The organism is Actinophytocola sp. (assembly GCF_049647105.1).
Classification (GTDB): domain Bacteria; phylum Actinomycetota; class Actinomycetes; order Mycobacteriales; family Pseudonocardiaceae; genus Actinophytocola.
In genome coordinates this window covers 1-17,553 of the sequence record NZ_JBARWZ010000146.1, presented here as the reverse complement: position 1 = coordinate 17,553, position 17,553 = coordinate 1, and the positions used below count along the sequence as shown (strand labels likewise).

The 17,553-nt window shown below is 69.5% G+C and carries 13 protein-coding genes and 1 tRNA gene; 11 read left to right on the top strand and 3 right to left on the bottom strand.

Features of this window, described 5'->3' with window-relative positions; all coding sequences use genetic code 11:
- Window positions 1–160: 160 nt before the first annotated feature.
- Together WBA97_RS17830 and WBA97_RS17825 are read right to left on the bottom strand one after the other, a co-directional pair.
- Entirely contained in the window at window positions 161–1,129 is a 969-nt protein-coding gene (locus tag WBA97_RS17830; RefSeq protein WP_424231962.1) for an arabinan endo-1,5-alpha-L-arabinosidase, read from the bottom strand.
- 14 nt (window positions 1,130–1,143) lie between these two features.
- Window positions 1,144–2,619 carry a family 43 glycosylhydrolase gene (locus WBA97_RS17825; RefSeq protein WP_424231961.1) on the bottom strand — a complete coding sequence of 492 codons (1,476 nt, stop codon included), beginning with the start codon at window positions 2,617–2,619 and terminating at the stop codon, window positions 1,144–1,146.
- A 372-nt stretch (window positions 2,620–2,991) separates the two neighbouring features.
- On the opposite strand from WBA97_RS17825, the gene WBA97_RS17820 reads away from it, so the two are divergent.
- Entirely contained in the window at window positions 2,992–4,806 is a 1,815-nt protein-coding gene (locus WBA97_RS17820) for a rhamnogalacturonan lyase (protein WP_424231960.1), read from the top strand.
- A gap of 181 nt (window positions 4,807–4,987) precedes the next feature.
- On the opposite strand, the gene WBA97_RS17815 is transcribed toward WBA97_RS17820, so the two are convergent.
- Complete coding sequence (locus WBA97_RS17815; RefSeq protein ID WP_424231959.1) at window positions 4,988–6,007, bottom strand: LacI family DNA-binding transcriptional regulator; 1,020 nt, start codon at window positions 6,005–6,007, stop codon at window positions 4,988–4,990.
- A 306-nt stretch (window positions 6,008–6,313) separates the two neighbouring features.
- Between WBA97_RS17815 and WBA97_RS17810 the strand changes: the two genes are divergently transcribed.
- The 10 genes from WBA97_RS17810 to WBA97_RS17765 all read left to right on the top strand — a co-directional run bounded on the left by WBA97_RS17810 (window position 6,314) and on the right by WBA97_RS17765 (window position 17,221).
- Window positions 6,314–7,636, top strand: a complete 1,323-nt coding sequence (locus tag WBA97_RS17810; protein WP_424231958.1) for an ABC transporter substrate-binding protein — start codon at window positions 6,314–6,316, stop codon at window positions 7,634–7,636.
- Between the two features lie 13 nt (window positions 7,637–7,649).
- Window positions 7,650–8,531, top strand: coding sequence for a carbohydrate ABC transporter permease (locus tag WBA97_RS17805; protein ID WP_424231957.1), 882 nt, complete (start codon window positions 7,650–7,652; stop codon window positions 8,529–8,531).
- Window positions 8,528–9,367 (top strand): carbohydrate ABC transporter permease, encoded by an 840-nt coding sequence (locus tag WBA97_RS17800; RefSeq protein ID WP_424231956.1) that lies wholly within the window; start codon window positions 8,528–8,530, stop codon window positions 9,365–9,367. The genes WBA97_RS17805 and WBA97_RS17800 overlap by 4 nt, the downstream gene beginning before the upstream one ends.
- A gap of 91 nt (window positions 9,368–9,458) precedes the next feature.
- A complete protein-coding gene (locus WBA97_RS17795; RefSeq protein WP_424231963.1) occupies window positions 9,459–10,856 on the top strand; it encodes an alpha-N-arabinofuranosidase in 1,398 nt (465 codons plus the stop codon).
- 93 nt (window positions 10,857–10,949) lie between these two features.
- Window positions 10,950–11,022 (top strand) — tRNA-Arg (locus WBA97_RS17790).
- Window positions 11,023–11,201: 179 nt separating this feature from the next.
- Window positions 11,202–13,955: an ATP-binding protein gene (locus WBA97_RS17785; RefSeq protein ID WP_424231955.1), complete on the top strand. Its 2,754-nt coding sequence runs from the start codon at window positions 11,202–11,204 to the stop codon at window positions 13,953–13,955.
- Window positions 13,956–13,994: 39 nt separating this feature from the next.
- Complete coding sequence (locus WBA97_RS17780; RefSeq protein WP_424231954.1) at window positions 13,995–14,714, top strand: alpha/beta fold hydrolase; 720 nt, start codon at window positions 13,995–13,997, stop codon at window positions 14,712–14,714.
- A gap of 9 nt (window positions 14,715–14,723) precedes the next feature.
- Window positions 14,724–15,521, top strand: coding sequence for an alpha/beta hydrolase (locus WBA97_RS17775; RefSeq protein ID WP_424231953.1), 798 nt, complete (start codon window positions 14,724–14,726; stop codon window positions 15,519–15,521).
- A gap of 16 nt (window positions 15,522–15,537) precedes the next feature.
- The gene (locus WBA97_RS17770) at window positions 15,538–16,362 is read left to right on the top strand and encodes an alpha/beta fold hydrolase (protein WP_424231952.1); all 825 of its coding nucleotides are present in this window, start codon (window positions 15,538–15,540) and stop codon (window positions 16,360–16,362) included.
- 76 nt (window positions 16,363–16,438) lie between these two features.
- Window positions 16,439–17,221, top strand: coding sequence for an SDR family NAD(P)-dependent oxidoreductase (locus WBA97_RS17765; RefSeq protein WP_424231951.1), 783 nt, complete (start codon window positions 16,439–16,441; stop codon window positions 17,219–17,221).
- Window positions 17,222–17,553 lie beyond the last annotated feature (332 nt).

Here is a 17,553-nt window from a genome sequence, read left to right as displayed (position 1 = left end):
ACCCCGGTCAGACCGGGGTGCCGTCGACCACCAGCGCCACGCCGCTGTCGTCCCGGCCCGGTACCCATCACGATCAGCCATGCCGCGTTCCGCCATCGGCCGAGTCGAACTCGCGGGTCGTGCCGGTCGAACTCGCGGGTCGTGCCGGTTGGATTCGCGGTTAGTACAGGGCGGGCCAGCCGCCGCTCCAGCCGACCAGGTTGACGCCCAGTCTGCTGCCCGAGGACGTGTAGTAGTGGTAGGCCATCAACCAGCCGTCGGAGTCCGGTAGCAGGGCGGCATGGCCGGGACCGTAGATGCTCCCGTGCGTGGCAAGGACTTCCGTGCCGCCACCGCTCGTCAGGCGCACGCCGCCCCGGTCGGTGTACGGGCCGGTGATCGACGTCGACCGGCCGACCATGACACGGTAGGTGCTGCTGGTGCCCCGGCAGCAGTAGTCGAACGACACGAACAGGTAGTAGTAGCCGCTGCGGTAGATGATGTAAGGCGCCTCGATCGCGCCGCCCGCGCTCGACGGCCGCTGCGCCAGGCTGTACCGCGTGCTGTCCGCGGGTTTCCCGGTCGACGAGTTGATCCGGACCATCTTGATGCCGGTCCAGAACGAGCCATAGGTCAGCCACCACGCACCCGACTGGTCGACGACCAGGTTCGGGTCGATCGCGTTGTGGTCGCTGGAGTTGCTGGTCTGCACGACGACGCCCTGGTTGGTCCAGCTGCCCGGTTGGGCCGTCGTGCTGGTCGCCAGGAAGATCGCCGAGTTGCGGGAACCGAACGTGGATGCCGAGTAGTACAGGTAGTACCGGCCGTTGTGGAACGAGATGTCCGGCGCCCACAGATTGTCGGAGCCGCCGGTGAACGAGTGCGCCCACGAGGCGCCGTTCGGGAAGGCCGCGCCTGCCCGGCGGAAGGCGGTGCGGTCCGTCGACGTGCGGATCTCGATGCCGTTGCCGGTGGAGAACAGGAAGTACGTGCCGTCGGCCGCCTTGACCATCGCCGGGTCGTGGACCGCGACATCGCCGGTCACGGCCCCCGGGTAGGGGTACTCGGCGGCGGCGGCCGGTGCCTGCGCGGTCGTGATCGCCAGTGCTGCGGCGAGGAAGATGCCGCTGACGCGGCGCCGGATTCTCATCGTGGGGGTTCCTTTCACACGGGCTGGAGGCGCCACTGCTGACACGTGTTGTTCAACCAGGACCACTGCCGGACCACCGCGCCGTCGGCGGTGCCACAGTCGGCGACGTCGAGCACCTTGCCGCTGTTGAGGTTGGTCAGCCGAACCCAGCCATCCTGTGCGGTGACCACAGGGCGGAACCGCTGACAGGTGTTGTTCAACCAGGACCACTGCCGGACCACCGCGCCGTCGGCCGTGCCGCAGTCCGCGACGTCGAGCACCTTGCCGCTGCCCGCGTTCACCAGCCGGCTGGTGTCGTCGGCCAGGTCCTCGAACCGCCACCGCTGGCCGCTCGACCCGGTGCACGCCGACTGTGTCGTGCCCGCACCATCGGCGCTTCCGCTGACCTGCAGGCACTTTCCGCTGTTGCGGTTGACGATCGTGTACGCGGCCGGGGTGGCCGCGGTCTCGCCGGACGGACCGTCCAGAGTGGTCCCCAGCCGGACCGGGGCGCCGAAGTTCGGCGTGCCGTCACTGTTCCAGGTGAACTTCTGCGCCCTGGTCGTGCGGTTGTTGTCGCACCCGTCGCCCGAGGCGTCGTTGGCGTGGTAGACGAGCCAGTCCTCGGTGCCGTCCGGGGAGGTGAAGAACCCGTTGTGGCCGGGACCGTAGACGCTGTTGCCGTCGTTGCGCTGGAACACCGGCTGCGCCGCCTTGGTCCACGACGACGCCGACAGCGGGTTGCCGCCGTTGTGGGTCAGCAGACCCAGCTTGTAGTTCGGGCCCCAGCACGCGCTCGCCGAGTAGACGATGAACGTCTTCCCGTTGTGGTACAGCGGTTCCGGTCCTTCGTTGACCGTGCCGTCCTGCCGCTCCCACGAGTAGGTCGGCGTCGAGATCGTGGTGAGTGCGCCGCTCACCGTGTACGGGTTGCTCATCGGCGCGATCACCAGGTTCTGCGTCGAACCCCATGCGCTGCCAAGCAGATAGCGCTGACCGTTCAGCTCCAGCACACTGCTGTCGATCAGGCCGACGTCGTTGCCGGGCGCGTAGAGCTTGTTCTTGTACGCGTACGGGCCCATCGGGTCCGCACCCGCGCTCTCCAGCACGTGCACGCGCTGGTCACGCGCGTAGTCGGTGCCGGCCGGTCCGCCGCTGAAGTACAGGTACCAGCGGCCGTTCGCGGGATGCAGCTCCGGCGCCCAGAAGTTGCAGCACCGCGAGCTCTGGTCACCGGCCCACACCTGCACGCCAGGCGCGGTCGCCAGACCGGCCAGCGTCGGCGACTTGCGCATGGTCAGCACCGACGTCCACGAGGTCGTCACCAGGTAGTAGTTGCCGTCGTAGTACTCCAGCCACGGGTCGGCGCCCTTCTGCGCCTTGACCGGGTTGGCGAACGGCCTGCCGGCGGCGAGCCCGGCGTCACCGGCCGCCACGCCGGCGAAGGACAGCACGAGCACCACGGCCAGCAGGGCCCTGGACAGCGTCGCGCGGAGCGAGGTTCGAGGCATCGTTGCCACCCTCAGTGTCCGAGATCGCAGGGAAAGCGCTTGCCGTGCGAAGGTAGAGCGCCGAAACGACGTCCGTCAACAGGCCGTGACCGCCACACGGCGCTCAGTGATCGCCACAGAGGACACCGCGGCCTCGGCGGGCGGCGCACCTAGCAGCGGTTTTGTTGTTAACGCTCACAGTCGCAGGTCAGGCGAATCTCGCCAAGAAAAATCTTGGTCCGCCGCCGCGCGTTGACACCATGTCCACGAGGGTGCTACCAATTTTGACCAGGTGAGCTGAGAGCGCTCCCAAAACACCGCGTCGAGATCCCTCATCCCGGCAGTCCACTGTGGATTGTCCGGGCAGTCCGCCGTGAGATTCGGAGTTCAGCCATGCCAGGAACAGCCAGGACGGCCGCGTTCGGCGCGACCGTCGCCCTGCTCGGCGCGTTCGTCGCCGGCACACCGGCGCAGGCGGACCAGCCGGTCCCCCGCGCCGAGGTCCGCGTGGACCAGCTGGACCGCGGGGTGGTGAGCGTCCGGTCCGCCGAGGGGAACTTCGTGAGCTGGCGACAGCTCGCGGGCGAGTCGGACGACCCGCGGTTCAACGTCTACCGGGACGGGCGGAAGGTCAACGACGCGCCCGTCACCACGAACTTCACCGACAAGGGCGCACCGGCGGGGGCGGTGTACACCGTGCGGCCGGTGAACGGCGGCGCGGAAGGACGGTCCTCCGGCGAGTCGGTGACGTTCCTCGCGGACTCGATGGACGTGCCGCTGCAGATCCCGTCCGGCGGCACGACCCCGTCCGGCGAGAGCTACACCTACACCGCGAACGACGCGAGCGTCGGCGACCTCGACGGTGACGGGCAGTACGAGATCGTACTGAAGTGGGATCCCAGCAACGCCAAGGACAACTCGCAGTCCGGCTACACCGGCAACACCTACCTGGACGCGTACAAGCTGAACGGCACCCGGCTGTGGCGGATCGACCTTGGCCGCAACATCCGGTCCGGCGCGCACTACACGCAGTTCCAGGTGTTCGACTACGACGGTGACGGCCGTGCCGAGGTCGCGGTGAAGACCGCCGACGGCACCCGCTCGGGCACCGGCCAGCTGATCGGCAGTTCGAGCGCCGACTACCGCAACTCGTCCGGGTACATCCTGTCCGGCCCCGAGTACCTCTCGGTGTTCCGCGGCACCGATGGCGCCGTGCTGGACACCGAGAGCTACGAGCCACCGCGCGGCAACGTCTCGTCGTGGGGCGACAGCTATGGCAACCGCGTCGACCGGTTCCTCGCGGGCACGGCGTATGTGGACGGTTCGCGGCCGAGCATCATCATGGCCCGCGGCTACTACACGCGATCGGTGGTGTCCGCGTGGGACTTCCGGAGCGGCGCGCTGACGCGACGCTGGACGTTCGACTCGAACTCCTCCACCAACGGGTCCGCGTGGACCGGCAAGGGCAACCACCAGCTGTCGGTGGCCGACGTGGACGGTGACGGCCGCGACGAGATCCTGTACGGCTCGATGGCGATCGACGACAACGGCTACGGCCTGTGGCAGAACAACACCCACCACGGCGACGCCTACCACGTCGGCGACTTCATCCCGTCCCGCTCGGGGCTCGAGGTGTTCAAGCCGTCCGAGTCGGGCAGCGACCCGGCACACTGGATGGGTGACGCCCGCACCGGACAGGTGATCTGGAGCGCGGCGGCGTGCGGCTGCGACAACGGGCGCGGCGTGGCGGCGGACATCTGGTCCGGCAACCCGGGCGCAGAGGCATGGTCGTCGTCCGTCTCGGGCTTGCGCAGCGGCACCAACGGAAACCAGGTGGCGTCCCGCAAACCGGGCTCGACGAACTTCGTGATCTGGTGGGACGGCGACGCACAGCGCGAACTGCTCGACGGCACCCACATCGACAAGTACGGCACCGGCGGCGACACCCGCCTGCTGACCGGTTCCGGGGTCGCGTCGAACAACGGCACGAAGTCCACCCCGGCGCTACAGGCCGACATCCTGGGCGACTGGCGTGAGGAGGTCATCTGGCGCACCAGCGACAACCGGGCGCTCCGGATCTACTCCACCACCGACTCGACGAGCATCAGCCGCCCGTCCCTCATGCAGGACAGGCAGTACCGGGTCGCCGTCGCGTGGCAGAACACCGCTTACAACCAGCCCCCGCACCCCAGCTTCGCGATCAGCTGACCCAGCAAGAGAAACCCAGCGGCCTGCCGGGCGCTACGCGCGCCCGGCAGGCCGTCCCATCAGCGGTCGGAGACAGGCGCGATGTCCTACCCCGAGCACGACCAGACCACGGCCGCGGCCCCCCGAATTCCAGCGTAGACCGGATCACCGACAAGACCGGGCCAACCATCCACAGGCAAGATCAATCCCGCCCGACGGTGCTCTCTCGCGCGATGAGCCGGTGCCGGGCACGTACCTCGATCCCCGGCACCGGCTCCGTGCTGCCGATGCGTTGCAGCAGCCGGTCGACCGCGGTGGCGGCGATGGCGACCTTGTCCGGGGAGACCGTGCTGATCGTCGGGTTCGAGTACCGGCCCTCCTCGATGTCGTCGTAGCCGATCAAGGCCACGTCCTCCGGCACGCGGCGGCCCATGTCGAGCACGGTGTGCAGTGCGCCAAGCGCCACCAGGTCGCTGTAGCAGAACACGGCGTCCGGCGGGTCGTCGCGTGCGAGCAGCGCGCGCATGGCGCCGGAGCCGTCGGCGCGGTTGAACCGCGGGGTCGCGATGATCAGCGACTCGTCGACGGGCAGGCCCGCGTCCGCGTGTGCCTGGCGGTAGCCGCGGGTGCGCAGCTGCGCGGCCTCGCCCGTGGGGTAGGGCTGGTCGCCGATCGCGGCGATGCGCTTGCGGCCGAGGCCGATCAGGTGGGCGGTGGCGGCCCGCGACGCCTCGACGTCGTCGATGCCGACGTGGTCGAAGACGCCGTTGGACACGCGTTCGCCGAGAATGACCAGCGGCAGGTCCGGGTCGATCTCGACGAGGTCATCCTGGGCGAGCCCGAGGGGCGAGAAGATCATCCCGTCGAACAGGAACGCGCGGGCGCCCCGGCTGATCAGCTCGCGTTCGTGTGCCGCGTCGCCGTCGGTCTGGTCGATCAGGACGTTGTACCCGTGCTCCCTCGCCCTCGGGATGATCGCCTGCAACAGCTCCGCGAAGTACGGCGTGTCGAGGTAGGGCACGACGACCGCGATCTGCCCTGACCGGCCCCGCGCGAGGTTGCGGGCCAGCACGTTCGGCCGGTAGTTGAGCTCGCGCAGCGCCCGTTCGACCTTCTCACGGGTCCGCTCCGACACGCGGGCGTAGCCGTTCACGACGTTCGACACCGTCCGGGCGGACACCCCAGCGAGGAGCGCGACGTCACGCAGGGTGGCATCGCGCATGACTTGCTCCTTCGGTGCGGGCGGGCCGCCGTGGAGAAGTGTGCACGGCCGCCCCGCCCGACGACAACCCGAGTCGCCGTTGAAACGGGGGCTTGCAGCGCCGCAAACCGGGGTTCATACTGTTTTGCAGCGCAGCAAAGTCAGGTGCCACGGCGGCAGTCACGGTCGGACCCCTGCGGTCCCGTCCGGTCGTGGCGCGCAGCACCGTTCGGCCCCCTGCCCCTTGCTCCCCTGCTCGGCGTCCCCCGGATGTGTTCGCGTTCCGTGACGGTGGTCGCCGCATGCCCCGAGGAAAGGCGCTGTCTCATGCTCGCCACCAACCGGTTACGCAAGGTCCTCTCCGTGCTCGCCGCGAGCGGGATGCTTGCGGTCGCGGCGTGCGGTGGCGGTGACGACGGCGGCGGTTCGGACGGCGGGCCCGTGCACGTCAAGGTGTGGGCGTGGTACCCGGAGTTCAAGGGTGTGGTCGAGGCGTTCAACGCCGCCCACGACGACATCCAGGTGGACTGGACGAACGTGGGCACCGGCCCCGACCAGTACGCCAAGCTGAAGACCGCGTTCACGGCGGGCACCGGCGCGCCGGACGTCGCGATGGTGGAGTTCCAGCAGATCCCCACGTTCCTCATCCTCGACGCGCTCGTCGACATGGGTCAGTACGGCGCTGGTGAGGACGAGGACCTGTACGCCGAGTGGGCGTGGCAGCAGGCGACCGACGGCGACAAGGTCTACGCCATCCCCGTCGACGGCGGCCCGATGGCACTGATGTACCGCAAGGACCTCTTCGACCAGCACAGGATCCCGGTGCCGACGACCTGGGACGAGTACGCGACCGCCGCCGAGAAGATGAAGGCGGCCGACCCGGACGCCTTCATCGCGAGCTTCGGCAGCGACGGCGGCTGGCTCAACGGCCTGATGTGGCAGGCGGGCTGCCGCCCGTACGGCTACTCGATCACCGAGGCCAGGGACAAGGTGAGGATCGACCTGACGAACCGGGACTGCGAGAAGGTCATCGACTTCTACGGTGACCTCATCGAGCGGGACCTGATGGCCACGGACCCGTTCTTCACCGCGGACGCCACCGCCGCGCTCGACTCCGGCAAGTACTGGACGTGGGCGGCGGCGGGCTGGACCCCCGGCTACGTCGCGGGTTCGCTGAAGAACACCGCCGGCAAGTGGGCGGTGGCGCCGATGCCGCAGTGGAACAAGGGCGAGGACGCCCACGGCGACTGGGGCGGGTCGACGTTCACCGTCACCAAGCAGGCGAAGAACCCCGAGGCGGCCACCGTGGTCGCGCGGGAACTGTTCGGCACGTCGGAAAAGGCCTGGGACATCGGCCTGAACAAGGCGTTCCTGTACCCGCTGGTCAAGGACGTCGCGGCCGACGCGGCGTTCACCGGCAAGGCGTACGAGTTCTTCAACGGCCAGAAGGTCAACGAGATCTTCGTGCCGGTGTCGGAGAAACTCGGCGACTTCGACTACACCCCGTTCCAGGACTTCGTGTTCGGCGAACTGAACGACCGGGCAGCGGAAGCCGTCGCGGGGGAACGGGAGTGGGACACCGTGCTCGACGCGACACAGCGCAACGTCGTCGACTACGCGAAGAAACAGGGCTTCACGGTCAGCCGGTAGCCGAGGAGATCCCGTGCGTCGCAAGCGCAGCACCGACCATCCGGTCGCCGGAGCGTTGTTCGTCCTTCCGTTCTTCCTCGTGGTGATGGCGTTCCTGGTCGTACCGCTCGGGTACGCGTTCTGGCTCAGCCTGTCCAGCAAGAGCCTCGCGCTTGGCGAACGGTTCACCGGGCTGGCCAACTACACGCGTGCCTTCACCGATCCCGTGCTGCTGGACGGCTTCCTCCGCGTGATCGTGTTCGGCGCGGTGCAGATCCCGGTCATGCTGGGGATCGCGCTGGCCGGGGCGCTCGCGCTCGACGCGGTGACCACGAGGTTCGCGATCGCCTTCCGGCTCATCGCGTTCATGCCATACGCCGTCCCCGCCGTCCTCGGCGCGCTCATGTGGGGTTTCCTGTACAGCAGGACGTTCGGGCCGTTCGCCGACCTGCCGACACTCTTCGGCGGCGAGCCGGTCGACTTCTTCTCCACGTCACTGCTGCTCGCGTCGCTCGGCAACATCGTGACGTGGGCGTGGACCGGTTACAACATGATCGTCCTGTACTCGGCGCTGCAGGGCGTGCCGAGGGAGATGTACGAGGCGGCGCTGATCGACGGCGCGTCGCAGGTGCAGATCGCGTTGCGGGTCAAGGTGCCCGCCATCAAGCAGGCGATCGCGCTCGCCACGATCTTCACCGTCATCGGGACCATGCAGTTCTTCGTCGAGCCGTACGTGATGTCCCGGTTCGCGCCGCAGATCTCGGCCGGGTACACCCCGAACATCTACGCGTACAACCAGGCGTTCGCGTACTCGGACTTCCACTACTCCGCCGCGATCTCCTTCGCGCTCGGCTTCGTCGTGTTCGTCGCCGCGTACGCGTTCGTGTTGCTCACGAGGAAGAGGCGGGCGTCATGACACCGAGGACGCGGGTGCCGCACCTGCTCATGGCGGCAGGCATGCTGTACTTCCTCGTCCCGCTGTTGTGGATCGTGATCGCCGCGACCAAGAGCCAGGCGGACCTGCTGTCCAGCCCGGCTCTGTGGTTCGCCGAGCTCAACCTGTTCGACAACCTGGCGCAGCTGTTCCGCGAGGACGGCGGCGTGTACGGCGACTGGCTGCGCAACACCGCGGTGTACTCGGGTGTGAGTGCGGCGGGCGCGACGCTGCTCGCGGCGCTCGCGGGCTACGGCCTCGCCCACTTCTCCTTCTGGGGCAAGCGGTTCTTCGAGACCGCGCTGCTCGGCATGATCATGGTGCCCGCGACGGCGCTGGTCCTGCCGACGTACCTGATCCTGTCCAACATCGGCATCGTCAACACGATGTGGGCGGTGATCCTGCCGTCCCTGCTCAGCCCGTTCGGGACCTACCTGGTGCGGGTGTACGTGGCCGAGGGCGTGCCGGCCGAGCTGATCGACGCGGCCCGCCTCGACCGGGCGAGCGAGTGGCGGATCTTCTGGCAGGTGGTGGTGCCGATGATCCGGCCCGCGCTCGTGACGGTGTTCCTGTTCACGCTCGTGGCGACGTGGAACAACTACTTCCTGCCGCTGGTGATGCTGAGCGACGCGAACCTCTTCCCGCTGACCGTCGGCCTGACCACGTGGTTCAACACCGCCCAGCAGGAGGCGGGCACCCGCGTGCTGTTCAACCTCGTCGTCACCGGCTCGTTGCTGGCGATCGTGCCGCTCGTCATCGCCTTCGTTCTCCTGCAACGGTTCTGGCGCAGCGGTGCCGGCACCGGCGCACTGCGATAGGAGTCCCGTGCTCAGTGCCGCCATCGCCATCAGCCCCGACTTCGTCATCGCGCCGGTGCGGCGCCGCACTTTCGGCTCGTTCGTCGAGCACATGGGACGGTGCGTGTACACCGGGATCCACGAGCCGGGGCATCCGACCGCCGACGGGGACGGCTTCCGGGGCGACGTGCTCGCGCTGACCCGTGAGCTGGGGGTCTCGCTCGTCCGGTACCCGGGCGGGAACTTCGTGTCCGGGTACCGGTGGGAGGACGGTGTCGGTCCGGACCGACCGGTGCGCCGCGACCTCGCGTGGCGCAGCATCGAGACCAACGAGGTGGGCATCGACGAGTTCGCCCGCTGGGCAGGCAAGGCGGGCGCGGAGATCATGTACGCGGTGAACCTCGGCACCCGTGGCGTCGCGGAGGCCCTCGACGTGCACGAGTACATGAACCACGCAGGCGGCACACACCTGTCGGACCTGCGGCGGGCCAACGGAACCGCCGCGCCGCACGGGGTTCGGCTGTGGTGCCTTGGCAACGAGCTGGACGGGCCGTGGCAGACGGGACACAAGACCGCCCACGAGTACGGGCGGCTGGCGGCGGAGACGGCGCGGGCGCTGCGCCAGGCGGAGCCCGGGTTAGAGCTGGTCGCGTGCGGCAGCTCGAGCTCGTCTATGCCGACGTTCGGCCAGTGGGAGGCGACGGTCCTCGAACTGACCTACGACCAGGTCGACCACATCTCGTGCCACGCCTACTACGAGCCGCTCGACGGCGACGTGGACAGCTTCCTCGCGTCCGCCGTGGACATGGACCACTTCATCGACAGCGTCGTCGCCACCGCCGACGCCGTCGGGGCCAGGCTGCGGAACGACAAGCGGATCGGCCTGTCGTTCGACGAGTGGAACGTCTGGTACCAGACGCGTTTCCAGGCCGACCCGCCCACCGAATGGCGTGCCGCGCCCCGGCTCATCGAGGACACCTACGACGTCACCGACGCGGTCGTCGTCGGGAACCTGCTGATCTCGTTGCTGCGGCACAGCGACCGGGTGACGGCCGCGTGCCAGGCTCAGCTGGTCAACGTCATCGCCCCCATCCGCACCGAACCCGGCGGCCCGGCGTGGCGGCAGACGACGTTCCACCCGTTCGCGCTGACGTCCCGGCTCGCGCGCGGGCACGTGCTGCGCACGGAGATCACGTCCCCGGTGTACGCGACGGCCCGCTACGGCGACGTGCCGGTGGTCGACGCGGTCGCGACCCACGACCCGGCCACGGGCGAGACGGTCCTGTTCGCCGTGAACCGCCACCGGACCGAACCGGTGGAGCTGTGCGTGGCCATGTCCGGCACGGTGACCGAGGCATGGACACTGCACGACGCCGACCCGTCGGCGACCAACACCCTGGAACAGCCCGACCGCGTGGTGCCACGGCCCCAGCCAACGTCGATGGCCGACGGAACCCTGCGCACGGTCCTGGCCCCCGTCTCGTGGACCACCACCCGGGTGAGGACTTGACGATGGACTTGGTCACAACGTGAAACATTCGACCCGCCGGGAACGATGAGTCCCACTGGGACAGCTATCTGCCTCGGGCGGCCGGCGTCTCATGCCCTCGTAGCTCAGTGGACAGAGTAGGAGCCTTCTAAGCTTTGGGTCGCAGGTTCGAGTCCTGCCGGGGGCGCCTGAGCTGGTGAGTCCGGTCTCCATCCCGACCACGGAGACCGGACTCGACCTCGCCGTCCAGGCCGTTACATCTCCGTGACGCCCGCCGCTGAGCTGTTGTTCACATGCGACGGCACTCGTCGACGTCCGCACCACGAACTACGGTCACCACTGGATGAAGAGGTGGACGATGTGGGCATGGTGACCGTCGCAAAGGGAGTGCCGCTGGTCGGCCGTGATGCGGAGCTGCGTCTGCTCGGGGGCCTTGTCGAGCGTGTGCGGGAGACCGGTGGCTCGGTCGTGGTGCGGGGCGAGGCGGGGATCGGCAAGTCGGCACTGCTGTTGGCAGCGGGCCGGATGGCGGCCGATGGCGGGTTGCGGGTACTGCGGACAGCTGGGGTGGAGGCCGAGTCCCAGGTCGCGTTCGCGGGGCTGTACCAACTGTTGCGCCCGGTTGTGGGTCAGGTCGAGGAGTTGCCGGGTCCGCAGCGTGACGCGGTGTCGGCGGCGTTCGGGGGGATGCACGGTGTCGCCCCGGACCTGTTCCTCATCGCGCTGGGGACGTTGAACCTGGTGGCTGACGCGGCGGCGCGGGCGCCCGTGCTGCTGGTGGTGGAGGATGTCCAGTGGCTTGATCGCGCGAGTGCCGATGTGCTCGCGTTCGTGGCTCGGCGGTTGGAGTTCGAGCCGGTGGTGCTGCTCGCGGCGGTACGCGACGGCTTTCCGAGTTCCTTCGACGGCGCCGGGTTGCCCGAGTTGCGTCCTGGCCGGCTGACCGACCCCGAGGCGACCGCCGTGCTCGACGCCCGCACTCCCGGGCTGCGACCGGCGGTTCGGGACCGGGTGCTGGCCGAGGCGGCCGGGAACCCGCTCGCCCTGGTGGAGCTGCCGTTCGTGGTCGGTAAGGCCGAGGACGGTACCGCCACCGTCGCGGCGTCGTGGTTGCCGCTGACCACGCGGTTGGAGGAGGCGTTCGCCGCGCGGGTGTCCGAGCTACCGACGGCGACCAGGGTGTTGCTGCTGGTGGCCGCGCTCAACGACGGCGACCTGTGGTCGGAGACCCTGGCCGCGGCGGTGGTCGTCGGCGGCGAGGACCTCACCGTGGACGACCTGACGCCGGCGATCGACGTGCGGCTCGTCGAGGTGGACGGGGGGCGGGTGTGGTTTCGGCACCCGTTGATGCGCTCGGCGATCCACCAGCGTGCCGGTCTCGGGCAGCGTCAGCGGGTGCACGCCGCGCTGGCGGGGGTCCTGCGCGGCCAGGCCGATCGCCGGGCGTGGCATCGCGCGGCGGCGACGGTGGGCCGGGACGAGGAGGTCGCCGCCGAGTTGGAGGCCGCCGCGGCTCGTGCGCAGTGGGTGGGTGGGGTCGAGACGGCCGTCTTCGCGTTGGAGCGTGCCGCACAGCTGAGCGAGGACCCCGGACTGCGGGGAGAACGGCTGCTGCGTGCGGCGGAGCTCGCGTTCGAGTTGGGCAGACAACACCTCGTCGTCCGGCTGCTGCGCCAGACCGAGCCGATCGAACTGTCCGAGCGGCAGCGATCCCGGCTGGTCTGGATCCGGGACCGGTTCGACGACGGCATCCGCGACGTCGCGGCGGGGGCACGGTCACTGACCGAACTGGCCGGGCGGGTCGCCGAGGACGGCGACACCGGGTTCGCGTTGAAACTGTTGTGGGGCGCGGCGTTGCGGTGTTTCTGGGCGGAGCCGGGGCGCGCCGTGCGGGACGAGGTCGTCGCCGTCGCCGAGCGGTTGCTGGTCAGCCCGCGCGACGGGCGGCTGCTGGCGATCCTGGCCTACGCGGCACCGGTCGAGCGGGCCGCGGTCGTCCTGGACCGGCTGTACTGGCTGGCCGCGCACGAGAAGACCCCCATGCGAGCGGCCCGGTTGGCCGACGCGGCGATCCTGATGGGCGCCTTCGACCTCGGGGTGGGGTTCAGCACCACCGCCATCGCCGCGCTCCGGTCGCAGGGCAGGCTCGGTCTGCTCGCCCGGTGCCTGGGTGCCCAGGCGTTGAGCGCGGCGCATCTTGGTGATCTGAGCGTCGCCATTCCCGCCGCCGAGGAAGCCAGCAGGCTGACCCGCGAGACGACACAGCCGGTCATGCATGCCACCGCGCGGGCGGCCGAAGCCATGATCGCCGCGCTGCGGGGTGAGGAGGACCGCGCCGAGGCGCTCGCCACCGAGGCCGAGAGGGTGGCGCTGCCGGTCGCCGCCAGTCCCGTGCTGGCGACGGTGCGGCACGCCCGTGGCCTGGCCGCGCTGGGCGGCGGTCGCAACGCCGAGGCATACGAGCACCTGCGCAGGTTGTTCGACGCCACCGAGCCCGCCTATCACCTCATGCTGCGCTGTTACGCGGTCGGCGACCTCGTGGAAGCGGCCATCCACAGTGGACATCCGGTCGACGATGTCGTGCTGGACATGGAGACGCTGGCGCGGACGAGCAGGTCGCCGGTGCTGCACGCCGGTCTGCGCTACGCGCGGGCGTTGCTCGCCGCCGACACCGAAGCGGAGGAGTTGTTCGAGGTCGCGCTGCGGGCCGACCTGGCGCGCTGGCCGTTCGCGCGGGCACGCGTTCAGCTGGCCTACGGCGGGTGGCTGCGGCGCCAGCGGCGGGTGGCCGAGTCGCGGGAGCACCTGCGTACCGCCCGTGACACCTTCGACGCGCTGGGTATCCTCCCCTGGGCCGAGCGGGCCCGGCGTGAACTGCGGGCGTCGGGAGAGACCAGCAGGCGCCGGGTCCCGGACGCCCGCGACCAGCTCACGCCGCAGGAGCTGCAGATCGCCCAGTTGGCCGCCGCCGGGCTGACCAACCGGGAGATCGGCGAGAAGCTCTACCTGTCGCACCGGACGATCAGCTCACATCTGCACCGGATCTTCCCCAAGCTCCAGGTCACCGCACGGGCCGCCCTGCGCGGCGCCCTCAGCCCACCGGAAAGCACCGTCATGTGACGTACGCGAGGCCGCGTCGTCGCCGCATACGTTGCGGACATGCGAACCTTCGTCAACGGCAGCACCCCGGTCGTGTTGCTGGTGCACGGCGGATTCGCGGACGCGTCGAGCTGGTCGGACGTGATCGCCGACCTGCAGGACGCCGGGATCGAGGTCATCGCGCCCGCCAACCCGCTGCGCGGTGTCGCCGTCGACGCCGCGTACCTCGCTGGCATCGTCCTCGGCATCGACGGGCCGGTGCTGCTGGTTGGCCACTGCTACGGCGGGACGGTGATCACCCAGGCCGGCGCCAACGCCGACAACGTCGTCGGCCTGGTCTACGTGGCCGCCTTCGCTCCCGCCGTCGGCGAGAGCCTGCTGGACTTGTCGGCCCGGTTTCCGGACACCCTGCTCGGCCCCGCTCTGCGTCCCACCGGGAACGCCGAGTTGTACCTGACCACTGACCGTTATCACGAGGCGTTCGCCGCCGACCTGCCTGGCCGCGTCACCTCCGTGGCGGCCGCCGCCCAGCGTCCGGTCGCCACGGCCGCGTTCGAGCAACGCTGTACCGCGGCGGCGTGGCAGCGGCTGCCGTCCTGGTTCGTCGTCGCCACCGCCGACCAGGCCATCCATCCAGAAGCCCAGCGCTTCATGGCGCGGCGGATCGGCGCCGACACGATCGAGGTCGACGCGTCGCACGCGGTCGTCCGGTCGCGTCCGGCCGAGGTCGCCGCACACATCCGCACCGCATCCCGTGCGGCTCGACCGAACCCGAACTGAGAGGCGATCATGACGACCCCCACCCCGGTCATCCTCATCCATGGGCTGTGGCTGCACGCCACCTCCTGGAACCCCTGGCTCGACCTGCTCCGCCAGGCCGGCTACGCACCGTCGGCGCCGGGCTGGCCAGGTGAGCCCGACACCGTCGACGAGGCTCGGGCCAACCCCGGGAGCGTCGCCGACCACGGCATCGACGACGTGGTCGAGCACTACGCGAAGATCATCGCCGGGCTCGAAAGGGCGCCGATCCTGATCGGACACTCCTTCGGCGGCATGATCGCCCAGAAGCTCCTCGGCCAGAACCTCGCGGCGGCCGCCATCGCGATCGACGCGGCCCAGATCAAGGGGGTCCTGCCGCTGCCGCTGTCCGCGCTGCGGGCCACCCTGCCCGTTTTCCGGAACCCGGCCAACAAACACAAGGCGGTGTCGCTGACCGCCGAGCAGTTCCGGTATGCCTTCGGCAACGCCGTCTCCGAGCAGGAGTCACAGGAGCTGTTCGAGCGGTGGGCGATCCCGGCCCCTGGCAAGCCGTTGTTCGAAGCCGCGGCGGCCAACTTCAATCCGCATTCACCGGCCAAAGTGGACACCGCGAACGACGCAAGGGGACCCCTGTTGCTGATCACGGGAGGTCGCGACCACACCGTGCCGGAATCGGTCACCAGAGCGACCCTCAAGCAGTACCGGCACTCCGACGCGGTCACCGACATCCAGGACTTCCCCGACCGCGCGCACTCGCTCACCATCGACAGCGGCTGGCGCGACGTCGCGCAGGCCTCCCTGTCCTGGCTGAAGAACCACGCCATCTGAGGCCCCAGGAGACAACATGGCCACCGAAGCAAGACCCACCGCACTCCGCACCCGAATCGTCCTCACCATCGTCGCGCTCATCGGGCTGGTACTCCCCGCGAGCATCGCCTCGGCAGGCCCGGCGCCAAACCACTCGGCGCCCAAACCCACCATCGTGCTGGTGCACGGGGCCTGGGCGGACGCGTCCAGCTGGGCACCGGTCACCCGCCGCCTGCAGGACAAGGGCTACACCGTGTTCGCCGTCAGCAACCCCCTGCGCGGCCTGAGCGGCGACGCCGCCTACCTCGCCGCGTTCCTCCAGCAGCGCACCACCGGACCGGTCATCCTGGTGGGCCACTCCTACGGCGGAGCGGTCATCACCAACGCGGCCCTGTCCGACCCCGACGTCCGCGCTTTGGTCTATGTCAACGCCTTCGTGCCGGACCAGGGCGAGTCGGTGCTCGGACTGCAGGGCGGCGGCGGTGATCCCAGCGCACTGTTCGACTTCGTGCAGTATCCGGGCGCCGTGGCAGGCGACGCCGACCTCTACATCAAGCAAACCGTGTTCCCCAGCGCGTTCGCGGCCGATCTGCCCTCGGCCACCCGTGCGCAACTGGCCGCCGCGCAACGTCCCGTCACCCTCAGCGCGTTGTCCGAGCCCTCGGGCGTGCCTGCCTGGAAGACACTGCCGAGCTGGTACCTGCTCGGCACCAGGGACAACATCCTGCCGCCCGCGTTGCAGTCGACCATGGCCGAGCGGGCACACAGCCACATCGTCCGGGTGCCGGCATCGCACCTGTCGATGCTTTCCCGGCCCGAGACGGTCACGGACCTCGTCATCACCGCGGCACGCGGCAGGTGACCTCCGGGGGGCGCCGGGAGGTGGCAAGCGCGCCGCCTCCCGGCGGTCCGGACAGAACGAACTCTTGGAGTACAGCATGGAACTGGAACTGACCGGCCGGGTCGCCGTCGTCACCGGCGCGAGCAAGGGCATCGGCCTGGCGGTGACCAGGGCGCTGGCCGGCGAGGGAGTCCGCGTGGCGGCCGGCGCCAGGAAGATGTCCGCCGATCTGGCCGGACTCGGGGACACCGTACTGCCGTTCGACGTCGATCTGTCCACTCCGGACGGGCCGGCACGGCTGGTCGACGCGGCGGTCCAGGAGTTCGGCGTGCTCGACATCCTCGTCAACAACGTCGGCGCCGTGCGGCCGCGGCCAGGAGGGTTCCTCTCGGTCACCGACGACGACTGGAGCACGGCGCTCACCATCAACCTGCTCGCCGCGATCCGCACCACCCGCGCGGCGCTGCCGCACCTGATGGCCAGACAGACGAGCACCATCGTGACCGTCTGCTCGGTCAACTCCTTCCTGCCCGACCCCCTGGTCATCGAGTACGGCGCAGCCAAGGCCGCGCTGGCCAACCTCAGCAAGGCACTGTCCAAGGAGTTCGGCCCGGCCGGCGTCCGCGTCAACACCGTCAGTCCAGGACCGGTCGCCACCGACCTGTGGCTGGGCGAACACGGCGTCGCCTCGACCATCGCCCACGCAAGCGGCGCCGCCGCCGACACCATCGCCCAACAGGCCGCAGGCAACTCGATAACCGGCAGATTCACCCGCCCCGAGGAAGTAGCCGACCTGGTACTGCTACTGACAAGCAACCGCGCAAACAACATCACCGGCACCGACATAGCAATCGACGGCGGCCTGACCCCCACCCTGTAACCCCGCGAGTCCACGGTCCAGAACCCGCGAGTCCACGGTTCAGAACCCGCGAGTCGTCCGTTCAGGACTCGCGAGTCCACGGTTCAGGACCGGTGAGTTGGCGGTTCAGGACCGGTGAGTTGGCGGTTCAGGGACACTGGCCCGTGACGCGAACCGCCAACTCGCGAGTCCCGAACCGTGGACTCGCGGGTTCCGAACCGTGGACTCGCGGGTTCCGAACCGTAGACTCGCGGGTTCCGAACCGTAGACTCGCGGGTTCCGAACCGTAGACTCGCGGGTTCCGAACCGTAGACTCGCGGGTTCCGGACCGTAGACTCGCGGGTTCTGAATCG